The sequence below is a fragment of the uncultured Alcanivorax sp. genome (assembly GCF_947258575.1).
GTDB lineage: Bacteria > Pseudomonadota > Gammaproteobacteria > Pseudomonadales > Alcanivoracaceae > Alcanivorax.
In genome coordinates this window covers 177100-194682 of the sequence record NZ_CAMYIV010000009.1, presented here as the reverse complement: position 1 = coordinate 194682, position 17583 = coordinate 177100, and the positions used below count along the sequence as shown (strand labels likewise).

General features: G+C 58.7%; 18 protein-coding genes, 1 tRNA gene and 1 rRNA gene. 12 read left to right on the top strand and 8 right to left on the bottom strand.

The genetic code is table 11. The annotated features are described in order from the left end of the window. Both rrf and Q0Y02_RS09745 read left to right on the top strand, forming a co-directional pair. Window positions 1–95, top strand: a 5S ribosomal RNA gene (rrf, locus tag Q0Y02_RS09750); the annotation flags it as partial. A gap of 399 nt (window positions 96–494) precedes the next feature. Further along, on the top strand, window positions 495–1037 hold the full coding sequence (locus Q0Y02_RS09745) for a tyrosine-protein phosphatase (protein WP_297767333.1): 543 nt from the start codon (window positions 495–497) through the stop codon (window positions 1035–1037). Here Q0Y02_RS09745 and yegS read toward each other — a convergent pair. Together yegS and Q0Y02_RS09735 are read right to left on the bottom strand one after the other, a co-directional pair. Next, window positions 1026–1928, bottom strand: coding sequence for a lipid kinase YegS (gene yegS, locus Q0Y02_RS09740; protein WP_297767330.1), 903 nt, complete (start codon window positions 1926–1928; stop codon window positions 1026–1028). The genes Q0Y02_RS09745 and yegS overlap by 12 nt on opposite strands. Window positions 1929–1941: 13 nt before the next feature. After that, a complete protein-coding gene (locus Q0Y02_RS09735; RefSeq protein ID WP_297767328.1) occupies window positions 1942–2910 on the bottom strand; it encodes a DUF4382 domain-containing protein in 969 nt (322 codons plus the stop codon). A gap of 201 nt (window positions 2911–3111) precedes the next feature. Between Q0Y02_RS09735 and Q0Y02_RS09730 the strand changes: the two genes are divergently transcribed. Next, window positions 3112–3312, top strand: coding sequence for a DUF2061 domain-containing protein (locus tag Q0Y02_RS09730; RefSeq protein WP_297767325.1), 201 nt, complete (start codon window positions 3112–3114; stop codon window positions 3310–3312). Between the two features lie 78 nt (window positions 3313–3390). Next, a complete protein-coding gene (locus tag Q0Y02_RS09725) occupies window positions 3391–4074 on the top strand; it encodes a TetR/AcrR family transcriptional regulator (RefSeq protein WP_035248218.1) in 684 nt (227 codons plus the stop codon). 35 nt (window positions 4075–4109) lie between these two features. Here the strand turns inward: Q0Y02_RS09725 and Q0Y02_RS09720 are convergent, their stop codons facing one another. The 6 genes from Q0Y02_RS09720 to Q0Y02_RS09695 form a co-directional block, all read right to left on the bottom strand. Continuing rightward, window positions 4110–4904, bottom strand: a complete 795-nt coding sequence (locus tag Q0Y02_RS09720; protein ID WP_297767320.1) for a methyltransferase — start codon at window positions 4902–4904, stop codon at window positions 4110–4112. 9 nt (window positions 4905–4913) lie between these two features. Next, the gene (locus tag Q0Y02_RS09715) at window positions 4914–5480 is read right to left on the bottom strand and encodes a TetR/AcrR family transcriptional regulator (RefSeq protein ID WP_297767317.1); all 567 of its coding nucleotides are present in this window, start codon (window positions 5478–5480) and stop codon (window positions 4914–4916) included. 19 nt (window positions 5481–5499) lie between these two features. After that, the gene (locus Q0Y02_RS09710; RefSeq protein ID WP_297767313.1) at window positions 5500–8259 is read right to left on the bottom strand and encodes a valine--tRNA ligase; all 2760 of its coding nucleotides are present in this window, start codon (window positions 8257–8259) and stop codon (window positions 5500–5502) included. A gap of 218 nt (window positions 8260–8477) precedes the next feature. After that, the gene (locus Q0Y02_RS09705) at window positions 8478–8837 is read right to left on the bottom strand and encodes a hypothetical protein (protein WP_297767310.1); all 360 of its coding nucleotides are present in this window, start codon (window positions 8835–8837) and stop codon (window positions 8478–8480) included. A gap of 19 nt (window positions 8838–8856) precedes the next feature. Continuing rightward, entirely contained in the window at window positions 8857–9276 is a 420-nt protein-coding gene (locus tag Q0Y02_RS09700; protein WP_297767307.1) for a DNA polymerase III subunit chi, read from the bottom strand. A 66-nt stretch (window positions 9277–9342) separates the two neighbouring features. Next, window positions 9343–10812 (bottom strand): leucyl aminopeptidase, encoded by a 1470-nt coding sequence (locus tag Q0Y02_RS09695; RefSeq protein WP_297767305.1) that lies wholly within the window; start codon window positions 10810–10812, stop codon window positions 9343–9345. 335 nt (window positions 10813–11147) lie between these two features. Between Q0Y02_RS09695 and lptF the strand changes: the two genes are divergently transcribed. The 8 genes from lptF to yajC all read left to right on the top strand — a co-directional run bounded on the left by lptF (window position 11148) and on the right by yajC (window position 17558). Beyond that, on the top strand, window positions 11148–12254 hold the full coding sequence (gene lptF / locus Q0Y02_RS09690) for an LPS export ABC transporter permease LptF (RefSeq protein ID WP_297767303.1): 1107 nt from the start codon (window positions 11148–11150) through the stop codon (window positions 12252–12254). Beyond that, a complete protein-coding gene (lptG, locus tag Q0Y02_RS09685; RefSeq protein ID WP_297767301.1) occupies window positions 12251–13312 on the top strand; it encodes an LPS export ABC transporter permease LptG in 1062 nt (353 codons plus the stop codon). Before lptF ends, lptG begins: the two co-directional genes overlap by 4 nt. Window positions 13313–13314: 2 nt before the next feature. Beyond that, the gene (locus Q0Y02_RS09680) at window positions 13315–14031 is read left to right on the top strand and encodes a PP2C family serine/threonine-protein phosphatase (protein ID WP_297767299.1); all 717 of its coding nucleotides are present in this window, start codon (window positions 13315–13317) and stop codon (window positions 14029–14031) included. Window positions 14032–14089: 58 nt separating this feature from the next. Continuing rightward, window positions 14090–14176 (top strand) — tRNA-Leu (locus tag Q0Y02_RS09675). 103 nt (window positions 14177–14279) lie between these two features. Further along, complete coding sequence (locus Q0Y02_RS09670; RefSeq protein ID WP_297767297.1) at window positions 14280–14750, top strand: RDD family protein; 471 nt, start codon at window positions 14280–14282, stop codon at window positions 14748–14750. Window positions 14751–15013: 263 nt separating this feature from the next. Further along, window positions 15014–16057: a tRNA preQ1(34) S-adenosylmethionine ribosyltransferase-isomerase QueA gene (gene queA / locus Q0Y02_RS09665; RefSeq protein WP_297767347.1), complete on the top strand. Its 1044-nt coding sequence runs from the start codon at window positions 15014–15016 to the stop codon at window positions 16055–16057. A 9-nt stretch (window positions 16058–16066) separates the two neighbouring features. Further along, window positions 16067–17179 carry a tRNA guanosine(34) transglycosylase Tgt gene (tgt, locus tag Q0Y02_RS09660; RefSeq protein ID WP_297767344.1) on the top strand — a complete coding sequence of 371 codons (1113 nt, stop codon included), beginning with the start codon at window positions 16067–16069 and terminating at the stop codon, window positions 17177–17179. A 43-nt stretch (window positions 17180–17222) separates the two neighbouring features. Continuing rightward, the gene (yajC, locus tag Q0Y02_RS09655; protein ID WP_366516913.1) at window positions 17223–17558 is read left to right on the top strand and encodes a preprotein translocase subunit YajC; all 336 of its coding nucleotides are present in this window, start codon (window positions 17223–17225) and stop codon (window positions 17556–17558) included. Window positions 17559–17583: the final 25 nt, after the last annotated feature.

Sequence of the window (17583 nt, the reverse complement as noted above, 5' to 3'; positions counted from 1 at the left end):
GAACCACCTGATCCCATGCCGAACTCAGAAGTGAAACGACATATCGCCGATGGTAGTGTGGGGTTTCCCCATGTGAGAGTAGGTCATCGTCAGGCTCTTAAATACAGAAAAAGCCCCCTAGCGCAGTATGCTAGGGGGCTTTTTTTGTATTTAGGATACGGTGAATTACTCTCCCTACTCTTGGGCCCATGTGACACCCGATGCACCGCAGGTGCCAGGGTGAGGCGCCACAGGCGTCCCGTAGGGATAGCAAGCTTGCTTGCTACCTAAGTAGGTCATCCTTCTAGCTACGAGCTAGAAGCTAGAAGCTAGAAGCTAGAAGCTAGAAGCTAGAAGCTAGAAGCTAAGACCAACCCTCCGCCACGCACCAAGGCTCCAACGACTCAGTATCAAGCCTCAAACCCTGCCTCTGTAACCAAACCGCCACCCCGCCGTCATCCCGACTACCCACCAAGCCTTCAAGCTCAGGGCTTCACAAACAATGAGCCCAGACCATGTTGCTGAACATCATCCTGATCGCCATGGCCATCACCCTATTGGTCTACCGTTACCGCAAACTGATGTACCACTTCCGTGCGGTAGAAGCGGGCAAACTTTACCGCAGTGGCACCCTGGGCCCGATTGCATTGCGAGTGATGCATCGTGTGCTAGGTGTCAACACGATCCTCAACCTGCGGCTGGAATCCGAGTACGGGAAAGGGGGCTGGTACAAGCGGCAAAGTGACTACTGCAGCCGCCACGGAATCAAACTGGTGAATATTCCCATGGCGCAGGACACTCCGCCGACGGAAAACCAGATTCGAGCCTTCATGGCAGAGCTGGACCGTGGTGACAGTTGCTGCCTGGTGCATTGTGAGATGGGGGTCATTCGCACCGGCATGATGGTGGTAGCGGTGGCGACTCGTCGTTACGGGGTGCAAGCCAATGCCGTGTGGAAGTACTTCCCGCTGTTTGGCCACAAACTGGATGGGCGTCGCCAGCCGGTAAAGGCCTTCATCATGCGGTGTGCAGGTCTGTCAGAGCCCTCACCCCAGTAACGGGCTCTCCGCGGGCAGATGAAGCTTGAGGCGATTGCTGACGACGGCAATATCAAACTCCGTACTTTGTACCGGCTCGCCATCAAGGTTCAGATTCATGGGGCTGGGGGTTTTGACTTTCAGTGATGCCACCCGGGCTCGTATGAAAAGCCCTTCTTGCTCAGGATCCTGCCTGGCTTCGCTGTCAAACAACTCTTTGACGCCTGCAAGCAGATCCATCTGGGCCGGCAGGATGGCCACATCGAGCAGGCCATCGTTGATCAGGGCGTCCGGACAAAGGCGTTGTCCGCCCCCTGCCTGACGACCATTGCCCAGGCCGAGCGCGAGAAATTCTCCTTGCCACTCGAATTCTCCATTGCTGAAGACGCCTTCGGCTGCCTGTATTTCAGAGAATCGGGTCAGCCCGGTTAACAGATAGGCGGCGCCGCCCAGCATGCTTTTCAGTTCTTCCGATGTCTGGGTGGTTACCTCGGTGCCGAAGCCGCCGGTGGCCATATTCAGGAAGTAGTGATCATTGACTCGAACGACGTCGCTGGGTGTAGCCGGAGATTGCAGTAATGCCAATGCTTCGGCCATCGCATCAGGTATCCCTGCCGCCGTTGCAAAATCGTTGGCGGTGCCCAGAGGCAGAATTGCCAGGGACAGATCATCACGATCACTGGCCATCATGGCATGAACAATATCCCTGACAGAGCCATCGCCTCCGCCAGCAATGACGGTGGTATAGCCCAGATCCAGTGCCTCTCTGACATAGCGCTCCGCATCACCGGCTTCCCAGGTAACGCGGACCGCCAGATCGTGACCGTTGTCTCGCCAGTCCATGACAGCATGGCGAACCTCTTCATTGGCTGCCTGTTTGCCATGTAGAACGAGCAGACTCTTTGTCGTCACGGTATGCCTTCCCCTATGGAGTGATAATGACGCCTTCTTTCGGCAAGTCGGCGATCTCTGTCTGTTCGGCGGTAACGCTGACATTGCGTTGTGCAGAAAACGCCAGGTTGTCATCGGTATCAGGCATGTCGTCCAGCGCCTGGCAGGTAAAAGCCAGGGTGTAATCGCCCTCAGGAACAAACCCAATCTGGTATTCGTAAGCATCATTGCCTGAATTGTAGTTTACCGTAGCCGTCGTGACAGGATTGTCACTGTCGATTGCGGCTCCCTGATCATCAACAAATACGTCTCCGGTTTGTGCATCCCGGCCTGTGTACAGGTACACAGCATTCCCTTGCACAGTATCGCCTTCCATGACTGAGGTGCATGTTTCGTCATCGATAAGGCTGTCACTGATGGTGCCCTGAATGATACCGACCTTGCTGTTATCAACGATCCGAATTGCCGGGCGCAGCAAATAATAATCCTTGTTTGTGGGTTTGGTGATTGCCCGACGGAGATCCACGTCAAGAGTAAAGTTCACTTCACCATCGACGGGAACGACAAAACCGCTGACAAGTTGAACATGCCGCTCACGGTTCTGGTTGTTCTGCTGGCCTGGTACATACAGGGGAAACTCCCCGCCATTGTCGTCAATCACATAGGTGTTGCCGTCCCCGCTTTGCACATACAGACGAATCCAGTTATAGCGCCCGGCAGGCACCTCAGTGGTCGGTAGAATTACGGTTGACTTGGCGCCTTGCAGTGCCAGCAGGTCTTCTATGACCAAGGGTTCATCCAGATCACGGCGGATCATGCTTCCCTGTGCAGGCTTGAGCGCCACTGCGTTGAGTGTGAGCTGTACCTGGGTGAGGTCGTCTGCGGGCGCATCCGTCATGGACAGCTGCACGTCACCGGTCTGCGGCGCAGGGTTGTCGCTGCTGGAGCCTCCGCAGGCAGCAACAAGGGTTCCGGCGGCCAGAATAAAGAGTGTGCGTTGCATGATTGTATTCCTCCGTACTCGCGGTTAATTGCAATCTACGTGACGGAGCGAGGGAGGGATGTGACGGGGCGCGGGGCTTTACAACTATTAACGGTTCTGGGTGTTGTTGATAATCATTTCTGTTTTCTATCGGAGAGATAAAGGAATAGTATTTTTCTATTACCTCCGGGGCTGTGATGATCAGTGCCAAGGAGGTGTCCCATGATCAAGACATTCAGTTTCGGTGCGATGCACATTGCGGTGGCGTTTCTGGTCGTCTGGGCGATGACCGGCGATTGGCGCATTGGCGGGGCGACAGCGCTTGTGGAGCCCTGCGTGAATACGGTGGCCTACCATTTTCATGAGAAAATCTGGAAACGGCGGAGCCATGGTGGGGCCGTGAGCGGAACGGTCATGGCGTAGGATAAACTCAGTGTTTACTCTGCCATGGCCGTTGGTTAAGCTAGCGCACGAGTATACATTCTTAGGGGTATTTGTCAGGTGCAGAATTCAAGCAGTGACATCGATGCGATCCGCCAGGTGGTGAATCAGGTACTGGAAGTGCACGCCCGGGAAGAGGGTGGCCAGCGCTCCCAGGCCCGTTCGGAAATTCTGATCCACTCCATGCAGGTGTTTGCCCAGCGGGGCCTGCAGCGGACCACGGTGCAGCACCTGCTGGACGCCTCCGATGTGTCTCGACGCACCTTCTACAAATACTTCCGCAACAAGATGGACGTGCTGGAAAGCATCTATCGCATCTTTGTGGACAACATGCTGCTTCACTTCCACAAGGAAGTGAAGCAGGCCTCCTCGGCCCGGGACATTATCCGTAACACCACCAAGGTGTATTTTGATTACCACGTGAGCATGGGGCCGATCATCAGACTGATGATGGAAGAGGCGCGCTCTTCGACCTCTGCGCTGGCGCCGCACCGGGTGCGGGCCCAGGACATTGCCTCCGAGGTGCTCACGTCCCAGATCAGCCGTTACACCGGCAAGAGCTATGAACCCCTGGTGTTCCGCACCATGCTGTGGATGCTGGAAAACTACTCCCTGTACATCTTCGAGGACGGCGGTTTTTCCCAGGAACGACTGGATCTTTGCGAGAAAGTTGCCATCGGCATTGCCGAATCCCTGGTGCTGGGGGAGGTGACGCCGGGCATGCTGGAACGCCCGGTATCCTGAACGCTGAGGGTGTTGCCGGTTGGGTGTTGCCGGTTTTATTCCGGCTTCACGAATTTCAGTGTCATGCGATCACTTTCTCCGATCGCCAGATATGTCTCCCTGTCCTGATCGCCCAGCCGCAATGACGGTGGCAGCGTCCACACTCCGGCGGGATGGTCGGCGCTGTCCTGCGGGTTGGCGTTGATTTCCGACTGTTCAGCCAGACGAAACCCGGCTTGCTCTGCCTGGGCTATCACATAGCTTTCCGTCATGTAGCCGCTTTCAATCTGCTCTTCCAGTGAGCGCCCCTCCGGCGCCCGGTGTTCTACTACGCCAAGGATGCCGCCGGGTTTAAGGGCCTTGAAGAAGCTGGCAAACACGGCTTCTGCCTTCCCGGCCTTGGCCCAGTTATGCACATTGCGAAACGTCAGCACCCGATCCACGGTGCCTGCAGGGGCAATATCGCTGTAGACCGGAGGATAGAGATGGGTGATGCGCACCTGGTCGTAGAGAGCCGGGTATTTCGCCAGATGTGCCTTGAACAGGGTCAGTGAGCGGGTGTAGAAACTGATGTCACTATCCGGAGGAAACTGGGCTGCGTAAAAGGTGCCTTCCTCGCGAAGGTAGGGCGCCAGAACCGCGGTGTACCAGCCTTTGGCACCGGGCCAGATCTCTGCCACGGTCATATCTTTCTCTACCCCGAAAAACTCCAGGGTTTGTGCCGGATGGCGATAGGGGTCGCGCGCTTTCTCTTCTGCGCTGCGGTGGGGCGCGGCAAGAATATCATCGAGGGAGGTGGCGTGTGTCAGGGAAAACGACAGCAAAGCTGCCAGGGCAATCAGAATACGCATGATCTCGTCCTATCGTAGGCCGCGGATCAACACCTTCATGTAATCAGCGGCTTGTTGTTCGAGGCTGCCTTCGCCGGTGAGCGCCCAGGTATAAGTGGTGCCCACCACCAGATTTACCATCATCAGGATGGTGTCGCGGGTTGGCAAGGCCACGAAGTAACCATCCTTGCGCAGTTCATTGAAGAAGGCATCCGCCACTGGCAGGTTTTGTTCCATCAGGGCGAGGTACTGGCGCTGGATATCGCCCATGAAATCCCCGGCTTCCTGAATCAGAACCCGGGAAAAATCCTGGTTCTGTTCCAGGTAGCGGGCCACGTTGCGGCACAGGTTTTCCAGCCGTTGCAGGGGCGGAATCGTGCTCATCAGATCGGCGAAAATGATATCGCGGATGGTATTGAGATTTTCCTCCACGATGGTCAGCAGCAGGGCGTCCTTGGAGGGAAAAAACTTGTAGATGGTGGCCTTGCCCACGCCGGCCTGCACCGCAATGGTTTTCACCTCGGCGCTGCGGAAGCCTTCGTTGGCGAAGACTTCCTGGGCGCAGGCGAGTATGCGGGCGCGGCGTGGATCATCCATGATGGCCTTCCGTTATCCCTTACAGGTATTTGATTTTTTCCAGCTGTTCTTCGAGCTTGGCCTGCTGAGAGCGGTAGTCATCCAGTTTGGCCTTTTCCTTGTCCACGACTGCCTGGGGCGCCTTGTCCACAAACTTGGGGTTCTTCAGTTTGACTTCGGCGCGACCCACTTCCTTGCGCAGTTTATCGATTTCCTTGGACAGTCGTTCGATTTCTGCGTCCTTGTCGATCAGGCCGGCCATGGGCACCAGAATTTCCATATCTCCCACCAGTGCGGTAGCGGAGGCCGGGGCGGAATCCTCCGCATTCAGCCAGGTAATGGATTCCAGCTTGGCCAACTTGCTCAGGAAGGTGCGGTTGGCATCCAGCAGGGCCTTGTCACTGTCCTTGCCGTTATGCAGGAACAGAGGCAGGGCCTTGCCCATGGGGATACCCATTTCGCCACGGATATTGCGCACCGCAGTGATGACAGCCTTGACCCATTCCGCGCCGGTTTCCGCTTCTTCATCAATCTTGCTGGCGTCGCTGGCCGGGAAGGCTTGCAGCATGATGGTGTCACCGCTCTTGCCGGCCATGGGGCCGATCTTCTGCCAGATTTCTTCGCTGATGAAGGGCATGAAGGGGTGGGCCAGACGCAGTATGGCTTCCAGCACGGTCACCAGCGTACGGCGTGTGCCACGCTTCTGGGCCTCGGAGTAATCCTCGCCCCACAGCACCGGCTTGGAGAGTTCCAGATACCAGTCGCAGTACTCGTTCCAGATGAACTCGTAGGCGGCATGGCTGGCAACGTCGAAACGGAAGCTGTCCAGTGCCTCGCAGACTTCCCGCTCAGCACGCTGCAGGGCCGAAATAATCCAGCGATCTGCCAGGGACAATTCCACCTCTCCGCTCAGACCACAGTCTTCGCCTTCGGTGTTCATCATCACGTAGCGGGCGGCATTCCAGATCTTGTTGCAGAAGTTCCGGTAGCCTTCGATGCGGCCCATGTCCCACTTGATGTCACGGCCCGTGGAGGCCAGCGACAGGAAGGTGAAACGCAGGGCATCGGTGCCGTAGGGGTTGATGCCGTCAGGGAAATCCTTGTGGGTGCGCTTGGTAATCTGCTTTTCTTTCTGCGGCTGCATCAGTCCCTTGGTGCGCTTGTCGACCAGTGCATCCAGGGTGATACCGTCGATCATGTCCAGCGGGTCGAGCACATTGCCCTTGGACTTGGACATTTTCTGGCCGTCGTTATCGCGCACCAGGCCATGCACATAGACCTTCTTGAAGGGCACCTGGTCGGTGAACTTCAGGGTCATCATGATCATCCGTGCCACCCAGAAGAAGATGATGTCAAAGCCGGTAACCAGTACATCGGTGGGGTGGAAGGTGCGCAGGGCATCGGTGTCTTCCGGCCAGCCCAGGGTGGAGAAGGTCCACAGGGCGGAACTGAACCAGGTGTCCAGAACATCGTCGTCCTGGCTGAGGGGGATGTCGCCAAGATCATGTGCCGCACGCACTTCTTCTTCGTTGCGGCCCACATAGACGTTGCCGTCGTTGTCATACCAGGCCGGGATGCGGTGGCCCCACCACAGCTGCCGCGAGATGCACCAGTCCTGCAGGTCACGCATCCAGGAGAAGTACATGTTCTCGTAGTTCTTCGGCACGAACTGGATGTCACCGTTTTCCACGGCGGCAATGGCCGGCTTGGCCAGCTCTTCCACGGCCACGAACCACTGGTCGGTGAGATAGGGTTCGATCACCACGCCGGAGCGGTCGCCACGGGGCACCTGCAGGGTATGGTCAGCGACTTTCTCCAGGAAGCCGAGGGCGTCCAGATCGTCCACCACCTTCTTGCGGGCATCGACACGGTCCAGGCCCCGGTAGGGTTCCGGGACTTCATCGTTCAGCGCCGCGTCGATGGTCAGGATGTTGATCATCGGCAGGTCGTGGCGCTTGCCCACTTCGTAATCGTTGAAGTCGTGGGCCGGGGTGATCTTCACGCAGCCGGAACCGAAGTCCGGGTCCACGTAATCGTCGGCAATGATGGGAATATCACGATCTGCCAGCGGCAGGCGGATGGTCTTGCCGATCATGTCCTTGTAGCGCGGGTCTTCCGGGTGCACCGCCACGGCGGTATCCCCGAGCATGGTTTCCGGTCGGGTGGTGGCGACCACCAGGTGCCCGGAACCGTCCGAGAGCGGGTAGCGGAAGTGCCACATGTGGCCCTGTTCTTCCACGTTTTCCACTTCCAGGTCAGAAATGGCGGTGTGCAGGGTCGGGTCCCAGTTGACCAGACGTTTGCCACGGTAGATCAGGCCTTCCTTGTGCAGGCGCACAAAGACTTCGCGTACCGCATTGGACAGGCCGTCGTCCATGGTGAAGCGTTCGCGGGTCCAGTCGACGCTGGCGCCCATGCGGCGCAGCTGGCGGGTAATGGTGCCGCCGGATTCGCCTTTCCATTCCCAGACTTTTTCCAGGAATTTGTCACGGCCCAGTTCGTGGCGGTTGGTGCCTTCCCCGGCCAGCTTGCGCTCCACCACCATCTGGGTGGCGATGCCGGCATGGTCGGTGCCCACTTGCCACAGGGTGTTGTGGCCCTGCATACGGCGGTAGCGCACCAGGGTGTCCATGATGGTGTCCTGGAAGGCGTGGCCCATGTGCAGGCTGCCGGTCACATTGGGGGGCGGAATCATGATGCAAAAGGAATCACCCTGGCCGGACGGCTTGAAATAACCGGCTTTTTCCCAGTTTTCATACCAGGCCTGTTCGATGCGATCGGGTTGATAAGTCTTGTCCATGAGTCCGCTTCTAAACCAGTAAAAAATGAGGCCGAATTATAGCGGAGCGGGGCCGCTGCGTCGCGGGTTGCGGGAAAAACGCAAGGACGGAGGCTGGTGGCCGCCTGGCCCGCAGAGTTTGACCGTGATGATGCTGTGGTGGGTTGCCGGGCAGGTATGCCGACCAGCGAAGAGAGCCACCTTTCGCAGCGCCTGGCTGGGGACGCGAGAGGGGGGCGTTATGATTTCTTGCGCAGGGCGGCGCGCAGCCTCAGGCGCAGGGATTTTTCCAGTTTCGGCAGGGCTTCGGCCACCAGTTCATCGATAATGGCATCAATGTCGGCGTTGCTCAGCGAGGGGCGAGCAGCCGAGGGACTTGATGTTGTGACAGCAGGAGCCGGACTTTCCCGGGGAGAGGGCGGCGGTGTACCCAGAAAAGGGTTGTTTCTTTCACTGGCCAGCTTGCGGATCTGCATCCGGTCCAGGTTGTGGCTGTCGGAAGCGGAGGGTTGTGGTGGTGTGTCGGCGTCGTCCAGCAGGGACTGCACATCGCCAAGCTCCTTGAGAAGCTCTTTTTTGCGTGACTCCCGGTCGCTCATGGTGGTGTCCGTGGGTTCTTCAGCCCAGTTCGTGGGTGGTGACCGGGAAGCCTCGCTCACGGTAGAAGCGAAATCGCTCGCGCCCAGCCTGTCTTTCATTCTCGGCCCCACTGATCATCTCCGCAACCCGCTGGAAACGGGAGGCGAAATCCGGCACCTGATCGGTCAGGTTGATCAGCACATCGTGGTGATCGCCGGGATCGCCACCGTGGCCCAGGATAACCGGCGCCTGACCCTCCAGCTGAATGGCATGGGGAAGGAAACCGGTGGCAGGAGCTTGCCAGAACTGGTCGTCCAGTTGCCGTGCATGGTCCGCATCCCGGCAATGAATATAGACCAGCCGGCCCTGTTTCTGGGCCTTGTCGGCAATGCGCCAGGCCAGAGCCTGACGGACACCGTCGCCGGACTTGTTGCTCAGATAGAAGGTAACTTCAGTCATTAAAATGCTCGCAGGCATCACGCAGCATGCAGCACGCCCGAAGGCGTGCAGACATGCGTGGGCGTATCAGCACTGATCCATCAGGAAACGGGTGAGCATGGGTACCGGGCGGCCGGTGGCGCCTTTGCTCATGCCGCCGCTGATCCAGGCGGTGCCGGCGATATCCAGATGGGCCCATTTCACGTCCTTGGCAAAGCGGGACAGGAAGCAGGCGGCGGTGATGGAGCCGGCTTTGGGGCCGCCGATGTTCTGCATATCGGCGAAGGGGCTGTCCAGCTGGCCCTGATACTCATCCCACAGGGGCATGGGCCAGCCACGGTCGCCGGTTTCCTGGCCGGCAGCCAGCAGTGCCTGGCTGAGATCATCGTCGTTGCTGTATACCGCCTGGGCGTGGGCGCCCAGGGCGACCACACAGGCACCGGTGAGGGTGGCAACGTCGATGACGGTGTGCGGTTTGTGTTTCTGTTGCACATAGGTGAGGGCGTCGCACAGCACCAGCCGGCCTTCCGCATCGGTGTTGAGGATTTCCACGGTCTGTCCGGACAGGGTCTTGACGATATCCCCGGGACGAGAAGCACGGCCGTCAGGCATGTTTTCGGCTGCCGCTACCACGGCCACCAGGTGGATGGGCAGATCCAGCTCGCACACGGTCTTGACGCTGCCGAACACGCTGGAAGCACCGCCCATGTCGTATTTCATCTCGTCCATGTTGGCGCCGGGTTTCAGGGAAATGCCGCCGGTATCAAAGGTGATGCCCTTGCCGACCAGGGCGACTGGGCCCTGCTTGCTGGGTTTGGCGCCCTTGTATTCCATGACGATGATCTGGCCCTGACGTTCGGAGCCCTTGGCCACGGCGACAAAGGCGCCCATGCCCATCTTTTCTGCCTGGGCCTGGCTGATCACCTTAACGGTGAGTTTTTCATATTGCTTGCCCAGATCCCGGGCCACGCCGCTCAGATATTCAGGGTAGCAGTCGTTGGGGGGCAGGTTACCCAGGTCGCGTGCCAGGTTGACGCCGTCGGCCACACCCTTGCCGATCTTACTGGCCTTGCTCAGGGCGGCATCCTTTTGTGCATGCCAGAAGGTCCATTTGTTCAGTTTGCTGGCCGGAGCCGGTTTGCTGCGATACTGGTCGAAACGGTAGGTGCTTTCTTCCGCCACGCGAGTGCCTTCACGGACCTGCCATTCCAGGCTCTGTGGCAAATCGCCGTCGAGCAGCCAGAGTGCGTGTTTGACCGGTGCCTTGCTGACCATTTTCACTGTGCTGCGAAGCAGCCCTTGCCACTGCTGCTCGGAAGGCTGCTTGTCGCCCCGGCCGACCAGCAGCAGGCGTGCGGCGGCCAGGCCTTCCGGCTGGTGCAACCAGCTCATCTGGCCCTTGCTGCCGTCAAAATCGCCGGCCTTGATGAAACGGGTAAGCTGGTCGCGGGTGCTCTCCGGCAGCGTCTCGGGGAGATCGCCGTTCTTGCCCAGCACCAGAATCAGTGCGTCGGCTTTGAATTTGTCCAGGGGCCTGTTGCTCACTGCGAAGTCCATGCTGTCTCCATGTCAATCAAGGTATAGCACGCGGCAAAAGGGCTTGCCGGTGCGGAAAACAGGGAAATATTGGGCTGTTCGGCGATCAAACGCAATCGGTGTGGCGCGGCCGGGCCGGCCCTTTGATTGGTGAAGTCGCCCCGGTTACGGGTATTTCACTGCGTATCATTATCACCTTGGCCGGCCAGTCGGTTACACTAGGGCCCATTCACTGCTGCCGCAGGCGCCTGTAAGTCCGGTTGCCCGCGCGGTATGTATCGTCACCGCAGGCTTTCATGCGCTGCCTTTATCAGGTGTCGGTGCCTTTTTGCAGACAAGGATGAGTGGGCCAGCCCTTGATTCTTCATCGTTATATTAACCGGCAAGTTTTCCTGACCACTGTCATGGTCACCTTTATTCTGGTGATGGTGCTGGTCAGTGGCCGCTTTATCAAATATCTCGCCGAGGCCGCCGCCGGCGAAATCGCCGCCGATGCCCTGTTTCTGGTGATGGCGTTCCGGATGCCGGAATTCCTGCAGATGATCGTTCCCCTGAGTCTCTATATCGGCCTGTTGCTAGTGCTTGGGCGCATGCACATGGATAACGAAATGGTGGTGCTGCAGGCGGGCGGGCAGGGCCATGGACGGATTGTTCGTTCGCTGATAATGCCGATTCTCATGGCCACCACCCTGGTGGCCATGTTTTCCCTCTATGTGACCCCGCGTGGCGATGCGGAAGTGAACCGCATCTTTGAAGAGCAGAAAGACCGTTCGGTGCTGGAGCTCCTCACTCCCGGACGCTTTCATGTAAAAGGCTCCAGCAATACCCAGCGCGCCACCTATGCCGAACAGATGAACCGGGAAAAAGGGGTGCTGGAAAATGTGTTCGTGGCTGATGCCCGTTTTCAGGCCCGGGGTGAAGCAGATCGGTTGCTGACGGTGTGGGCCAAGAGCGGCAAGCTGGTACAGGAAGATGGCATCAGCTATTTGCTGCTGACAGAGGGTTTCCAGTACCAGGGCAAGCCGGGGCGCAGTGACTACAAGGAAATCGGCTTCAAGGAAGCGCGGGTACGGATCGGCAAGGAACGGACCGACAGTCGCCCCCCCAAGGTGCGCGGCCGTCCCACCCCGGAGCTGATCGACGAGCGCGACAGCAATCGCGATGCCATGGCCGAATTGCAGTGGCGTATTGCTCTGATTCTTACCGTACCGATCATGGCACTGGCGGCGATTCCGCTGGCCCGGGTAAACCCGCGTCAGGGGCGCTTTTACCGCCTGATCCCGGCGGTGCTTGGCTACATGCTCTATGTCGGCATGCTGCTGGTGACCCGTAGCGCCATCGAGGATCACGATGGCGTTTTGCCCTGGTATCTACATACCGGCTGGGTGCATCTGGTGGCGGTGCTAGTGGTGTTTCTGTTGTATTTCGGTGGGCGGATTTTCCGCCGCAGGAGGCGGGCGTGAGATTATTGAGACGCTACTTCTGGCGGGCGGTGCTGATACCTACACTGGCCATCCTGGGCATTATTGTTGGCCTGGATTGTCTGTTCGGCTTTATCTATGAACTGGAAGGTCTGCGCGGTGATTATCAGGCCATGCAGGCCCTGCAGTTTATCCTCACGACAACGCCGCGCCGGGTGCACGAATACCTGCCGATGGCGATCTTGCTGGGTACCCTGATTGGCCTGGGCCTGCTCGCCAACAGTGGTGAATTGTCGGTGATTCGGGCTTCCGGTGTGTCCACGCTGAAGGTGAGCTGGCTGGTGTTGCGTCCGGTTTTCCTGCTGATTCTGCTGTCCATCCCTCTCGGCGAGTATCTGACCCCTTACTCGGAACAAGTGGCGCAGAGTAACCGTTCCATGGCCGAAGGTGGCGGTGAGGCGTTGCGCTCAAAATACGGTTACTGGCACCGGGAAGGGCCGGAATTTATCCATATCAATGCGGTCCAGCCCAACGGCGTGCTCTACGGTCTGACCCGCTATCGTTTTGATGATAACCATAAGCTGACGGAAACCCAGTTTGTGGAACGAGCCATCTACCAGGGAGATTTCTGGTCGCTGGAGGGCATCAAGGGAACCCGGCTTTCCGATCAAGGCACCGAAATCTTCAGTCGCGACAACGCTCAGTGGCAAACCAAGCTGACCCCGCAATTGCTCAGCATCGTGGTACTGGAGCCGGATCATCTGGCCATGGCCAAGTTGCTGGAGTACACCGATTACCTGAAGCGCCAAGGCTTGGAGACCGCCGATTACATGCTTAGCTTCTGGCAGAAGCTGTTCATGCCGCTGGCAACCATCGGCATGGTGTTGATCGCCATTTCCTTTGTCTTTGGTCCCTTGCGCGAAGTGACCATGGGCCTGCGCCTGACGGCGGGGATCGTGGCAGGTCTGATTTTCCATTATGGCCAGCAGTTTTTTGGTCAACTGTCGCTGGTGTTTCACACCGATCCACTGATGGCCGCAGTGGTGCCGCCGGCGCTGTGTCTGATCCTGGGGATCTGGTTGCTGCAGCGGGTTCGATAATAATGGCAATCTGGAGGGGGCAGGGACGCACCCATAAAGGGCGGCGGCCTGCCAATGAGGACACTCTGGTGTGCCGGGATGGTGACGGCCTGTGGGCAGCGATCGATGGCATGGGCGGCCATGATGCCGGTGATCTGGCGGCGACCATTATTCGAGAGTCCCTCGACGCTGTGGTGCTGGGGGGCAGTATCGCCCATCGGCTGTTGGCCGTGGAATCCGCCCTGCTTACCGCTAACCATGCTATTCGCCATCACGCCGCCTTGCACCTGCGCAGCAAGCCCATGGGGGCCACCGTGGTGGTGCTGTTGATTTACCGGGATGAGGCCGCGGTGCTGTGGGCCGGCGACGCCAGGCTTTACCGCCATACCGCTCAGGGCGCCGTCTTGCTCACTCGCGACCACACCCCGGTGCAGGCACTGGTAGACGCGGGTGAGATTGATGAACGCCAGGCCATGACACACCCCCGCGCCCATGTGATTTACCAGGCCATCGGCAATGGCGACAAACTGGAACTGGAGCAGGCGCGTTTCGATATTTCAGCCCAGCAGCAGTTTCTGCTGACCTCTGATGGCGTGCATTCGGTACTGACAGTGGACCAGCTGGGGCATTTGCTGGCGGAGGGGGCCAGCGAGTCGGCCATCCTCAAGGCAGCACTCGATGCCGGCAGCCGGGATAATGTGACAGCGATAAAAGTGTCCGCCGATGGGCACCGCGAATAGACAAATATCTTTCTGAGGCTGGCAAAGCCGTCATCTGCTGGTATACTCGCGCCCCACTGCCAGAGTGGTGGAATTGGTAGACACGACGGATTCAAAATCCGTTGCCTTCACGGGCGTGCCGGTTCAAGTCCGGCCTCTGGTACCAAACGAATAAAAAAGCCCGCTTAGTGCGGGCTTTTTTATGGGCGTTGCATGCACAGGCTAGTTGCCAAATGCACCATCGCTCGACGCTGAATGGGAGTGACCTGATGGAACAGCTGCAACCTGCCGGTTTGCTGAAACGTCTTATGGCGCTGGTTTATGACGGTTTTCTGGTGCTGGCGCTGTGGTTCGTGACTGCTGGCATCTTTGTGCTGGTGTATCCTCACACCGGTTTGCCGGAGGAGTCCATCAACGGCGTGACCCGAGCGGCACCGGGTTACCTGAAAGGGATTCTGTTGCCCTTGTTGCTGCTGGAGACCTGGCTGTTTTATGCCTGGTTCTGGATGCGCGGTGGGCAGACACTGGGCATGCGTGCCTGGCGGTTGCAGGTGCAGGATTACCGGGGTGGGCCAGTCAAGCTGTGGCAGACCGTGGTCCGTTTTCTGGGCGCCTGTGTTTCCTGGGCGCTATTCGGCGCCGGTTATCTGGTGGTGCTGATCGCGCCCCATCAGACCTTGCATGACCGTCTGTCTGCCACTGCCACGGTGGAATTGCCGAAAAAGCCGAAGAAGAGCTGATTTTCCCCTCGCACTTTATTCGCGAAGCCGCCGTAGGAGTTCCTCTTGAGGGACGAATCCGAGCCTTCGCGAGGAAAAAGCAGTGATGTCTGGCTCCGGGGCGTTCAGTAGAAACCTGATAGCCATTTCACGCTGACGCGTGATTCGTCCCTCAAGAGGAACTCCTACAGCAACGCCGTAGAGGTCTTGATGAAGGGTGTTTTTTCCTCGTGGCAGAGCAGGTATCCTTGCCACCCCCAATAGCTTCCGTGCCGGTACAGTACGTGAACGTCGACGATTTTGATTTTGATCTCCCTGACGGGCTGATTGCTCGTCATCCTCCCGCCGAGCGTCGTGACGCCCGCCTGTTGGCGCTGACCCGGGATGCCCTGCAGCATCACCAATTCCCGGATCTGCTCTCCCATGTGCGCCCTGGCGATCTGCTGGTCTTCAATGACACCCGGGTGATTCCGGCCCGCCTGTTTGGCCAGAAGGAAAGCGGCGGCAAGGTGGAAGTGCTGATTGAGCGGGTGGTGGACGACCACGAGGCCCTGGCCCATGTGCGCGCCTCCAAGTCGCCAAAGCCGGGCTCCTGGCTGCAGTTCGACGATGGCGTGCGCGCCCAGGTAACCGGTCGCCGCGATGCCCTGTTCATGCTCCAGTTTCATGGTTGCGACACCTTGTTGGGCGCGCTGGAGCGTATTGGTCATGTGCCCTTGCCGCCGTATATCGACCGGCCCGATGAAGCCGGGGACATGGAGCGCTACCAGACGGTCTATGCCCGCGAGCCGGGTGCGGTAGCGGCCCCCACAGCGGGCCTGCATTTTGACGATGAGATGCTGGCGGCCCTGCAGCAGCACGGGGTAGATGTCGGGTTTGTCACCCTTCATGTCGGTGCCGGCACGTTTCAGCCGGTGCGGGTGGATAAGGTGGAAGACCATCACATGCACAGTGAGCGCTACCAGATCCCCGACTCACTGGTGGAGCAGGTGGCGCAGGCCCACGCCCGGGGAGGCCGGGTTGTGGCGGTGGGTACCACCGCGCTGCGCGCCCTGGAAGCGGCCAGTCAGTCCGGTGGCTTGGTGGCGGGGCAGGGGGAGACCGAGATTTTTATCTATCCGGGCTACCGGTTCCGGCTGGTGGATTGTCTGGTGACCAATTTCCATCTTCCCAAGTCCACCTTGCTGATGTTGATCAGCGCCTTTGCCGGTCGCGACCGGGTAATGGCGGCTTACCAGGCGGCCATTGACGCGCAATACCGTTTCTTCAGTTACGGCGATGCCATGTTTATTGAGCGGGTGGATATATCTCCCGCAGAGGGGCTTTGAATGTCTCGAATGCAGTTTTCTCTCAATACTACCGATGGCGCCGCGCGGCGTGGCCAGATCTCCTTCCCGCGCGGCACCATCCAGACACCGGCGTTCATGCCGGTGGGCACCTATGGCACCGTCAAGGGGATGCTGCCCAGGGATCTGGCGGATACCGGCGCTGAAATCTGCCTGGGCAATACCTTCCACCTGATGCTGCGTCCCGGTACGGAAGTGATTGAGGCTCACGGCTCCCTGCATGGTTTCATGCAGTGGGACAAGCCGATTCTCACCGATTCCGGCGGCTTTCAGGTGTTCAGCCTGGGCGACATGCGCAAGATTTCCGAGCAGGGGGTAGTGTTCAAGAACCCCATCAACGGCGACCGGGTGGAACTGACTCCGGAAAAGGCCATGCAGGTGCAGCGTTCCCTGGGTAGCGATATCTGCATGATCTTTGATGAATGCACACCGTTCCCGGCCACCGAACAGCAGGCCCGCGATTCCATGCAGCTGTCCCTGCGCTGGGCCCAGCGTTCAAAAGAGGCCCATGAGGGTAATGATGCGGCCTGTTTTGGCATCGTCCAGGGCGGCATGTACGACAACCTTCGTCAGGAGTCCCTGGCCGGGCTGGTGGATATCGGTTTTGACGGTTATGCCATAGGTGGTCTCAGTGTGGGCGAGCCCCAGGAAGAGATGTTGCGCACCTTGGGTGCCATTGCTCCGCATATGCCTGAAGACCGCCCCCGTTACCTGATGGGCGTGGGCAAGCCGGACGACATCGTTGAGGCGGTTCGGCGTGGTGTGGACATGTTCGATTGTGTGATGCCCACCCGTAATGCCCGTAACGGGCACCTGTTTACTGCCGAAGGCGTGGTGAAAATCCGCAACGCCCGGCATCGTCATGATCTGGCTCCCCTGGAGTCAGATTGTGACTGCTATACCTGCCAGCATTTCTCGCGCAGCTATCTGCATCACCTGGATCGCTGCAACGAAATGCTGGGCTCCCAACTCAATACCATCCACAACCTGCGTTATTATCAGCGGCTGATGGCTGGATTGCGGGGGGCCATTGAAGGGGGTACATTGTCCGCCTTTGTGGACGACTTCTACGCAACGCGAGGCCAACAAACCCCCGCGTTGTAGCTATTTGAAACTGGAGTAATCAATGAAAATCGCAATGCGTTCCATCCTGGCCCTGTTGGCCACGGCCCTGATCTCCCCGGCGCACGCTGCTGCACCTGCCGGCCCCGGTGGTGTGGAGCTGATCATGCTGGTGGTGATGATGGTGGTGTTCTACTTCTTTCTGATCCGCCCTCAGCAAAAGCGTGCCAAGGAACACAAGAACCTGGTGGAAAGCCTGAGCAAGGGTGATGAAGTGGTCACCAGCGGCGGCATTCTGGGTCGGATCACCAAGGTCACCGATGACTTCGTGGTAGTGGAAATCAGCAATAACCTGGAAATCAAGCTGCAGAAAGGCAGCGTCCAGGCGACCCTGCCCAAAGGCACCATGAAGTCCATCTAAAAACAACGGTCAGCCCCGTCAAGTA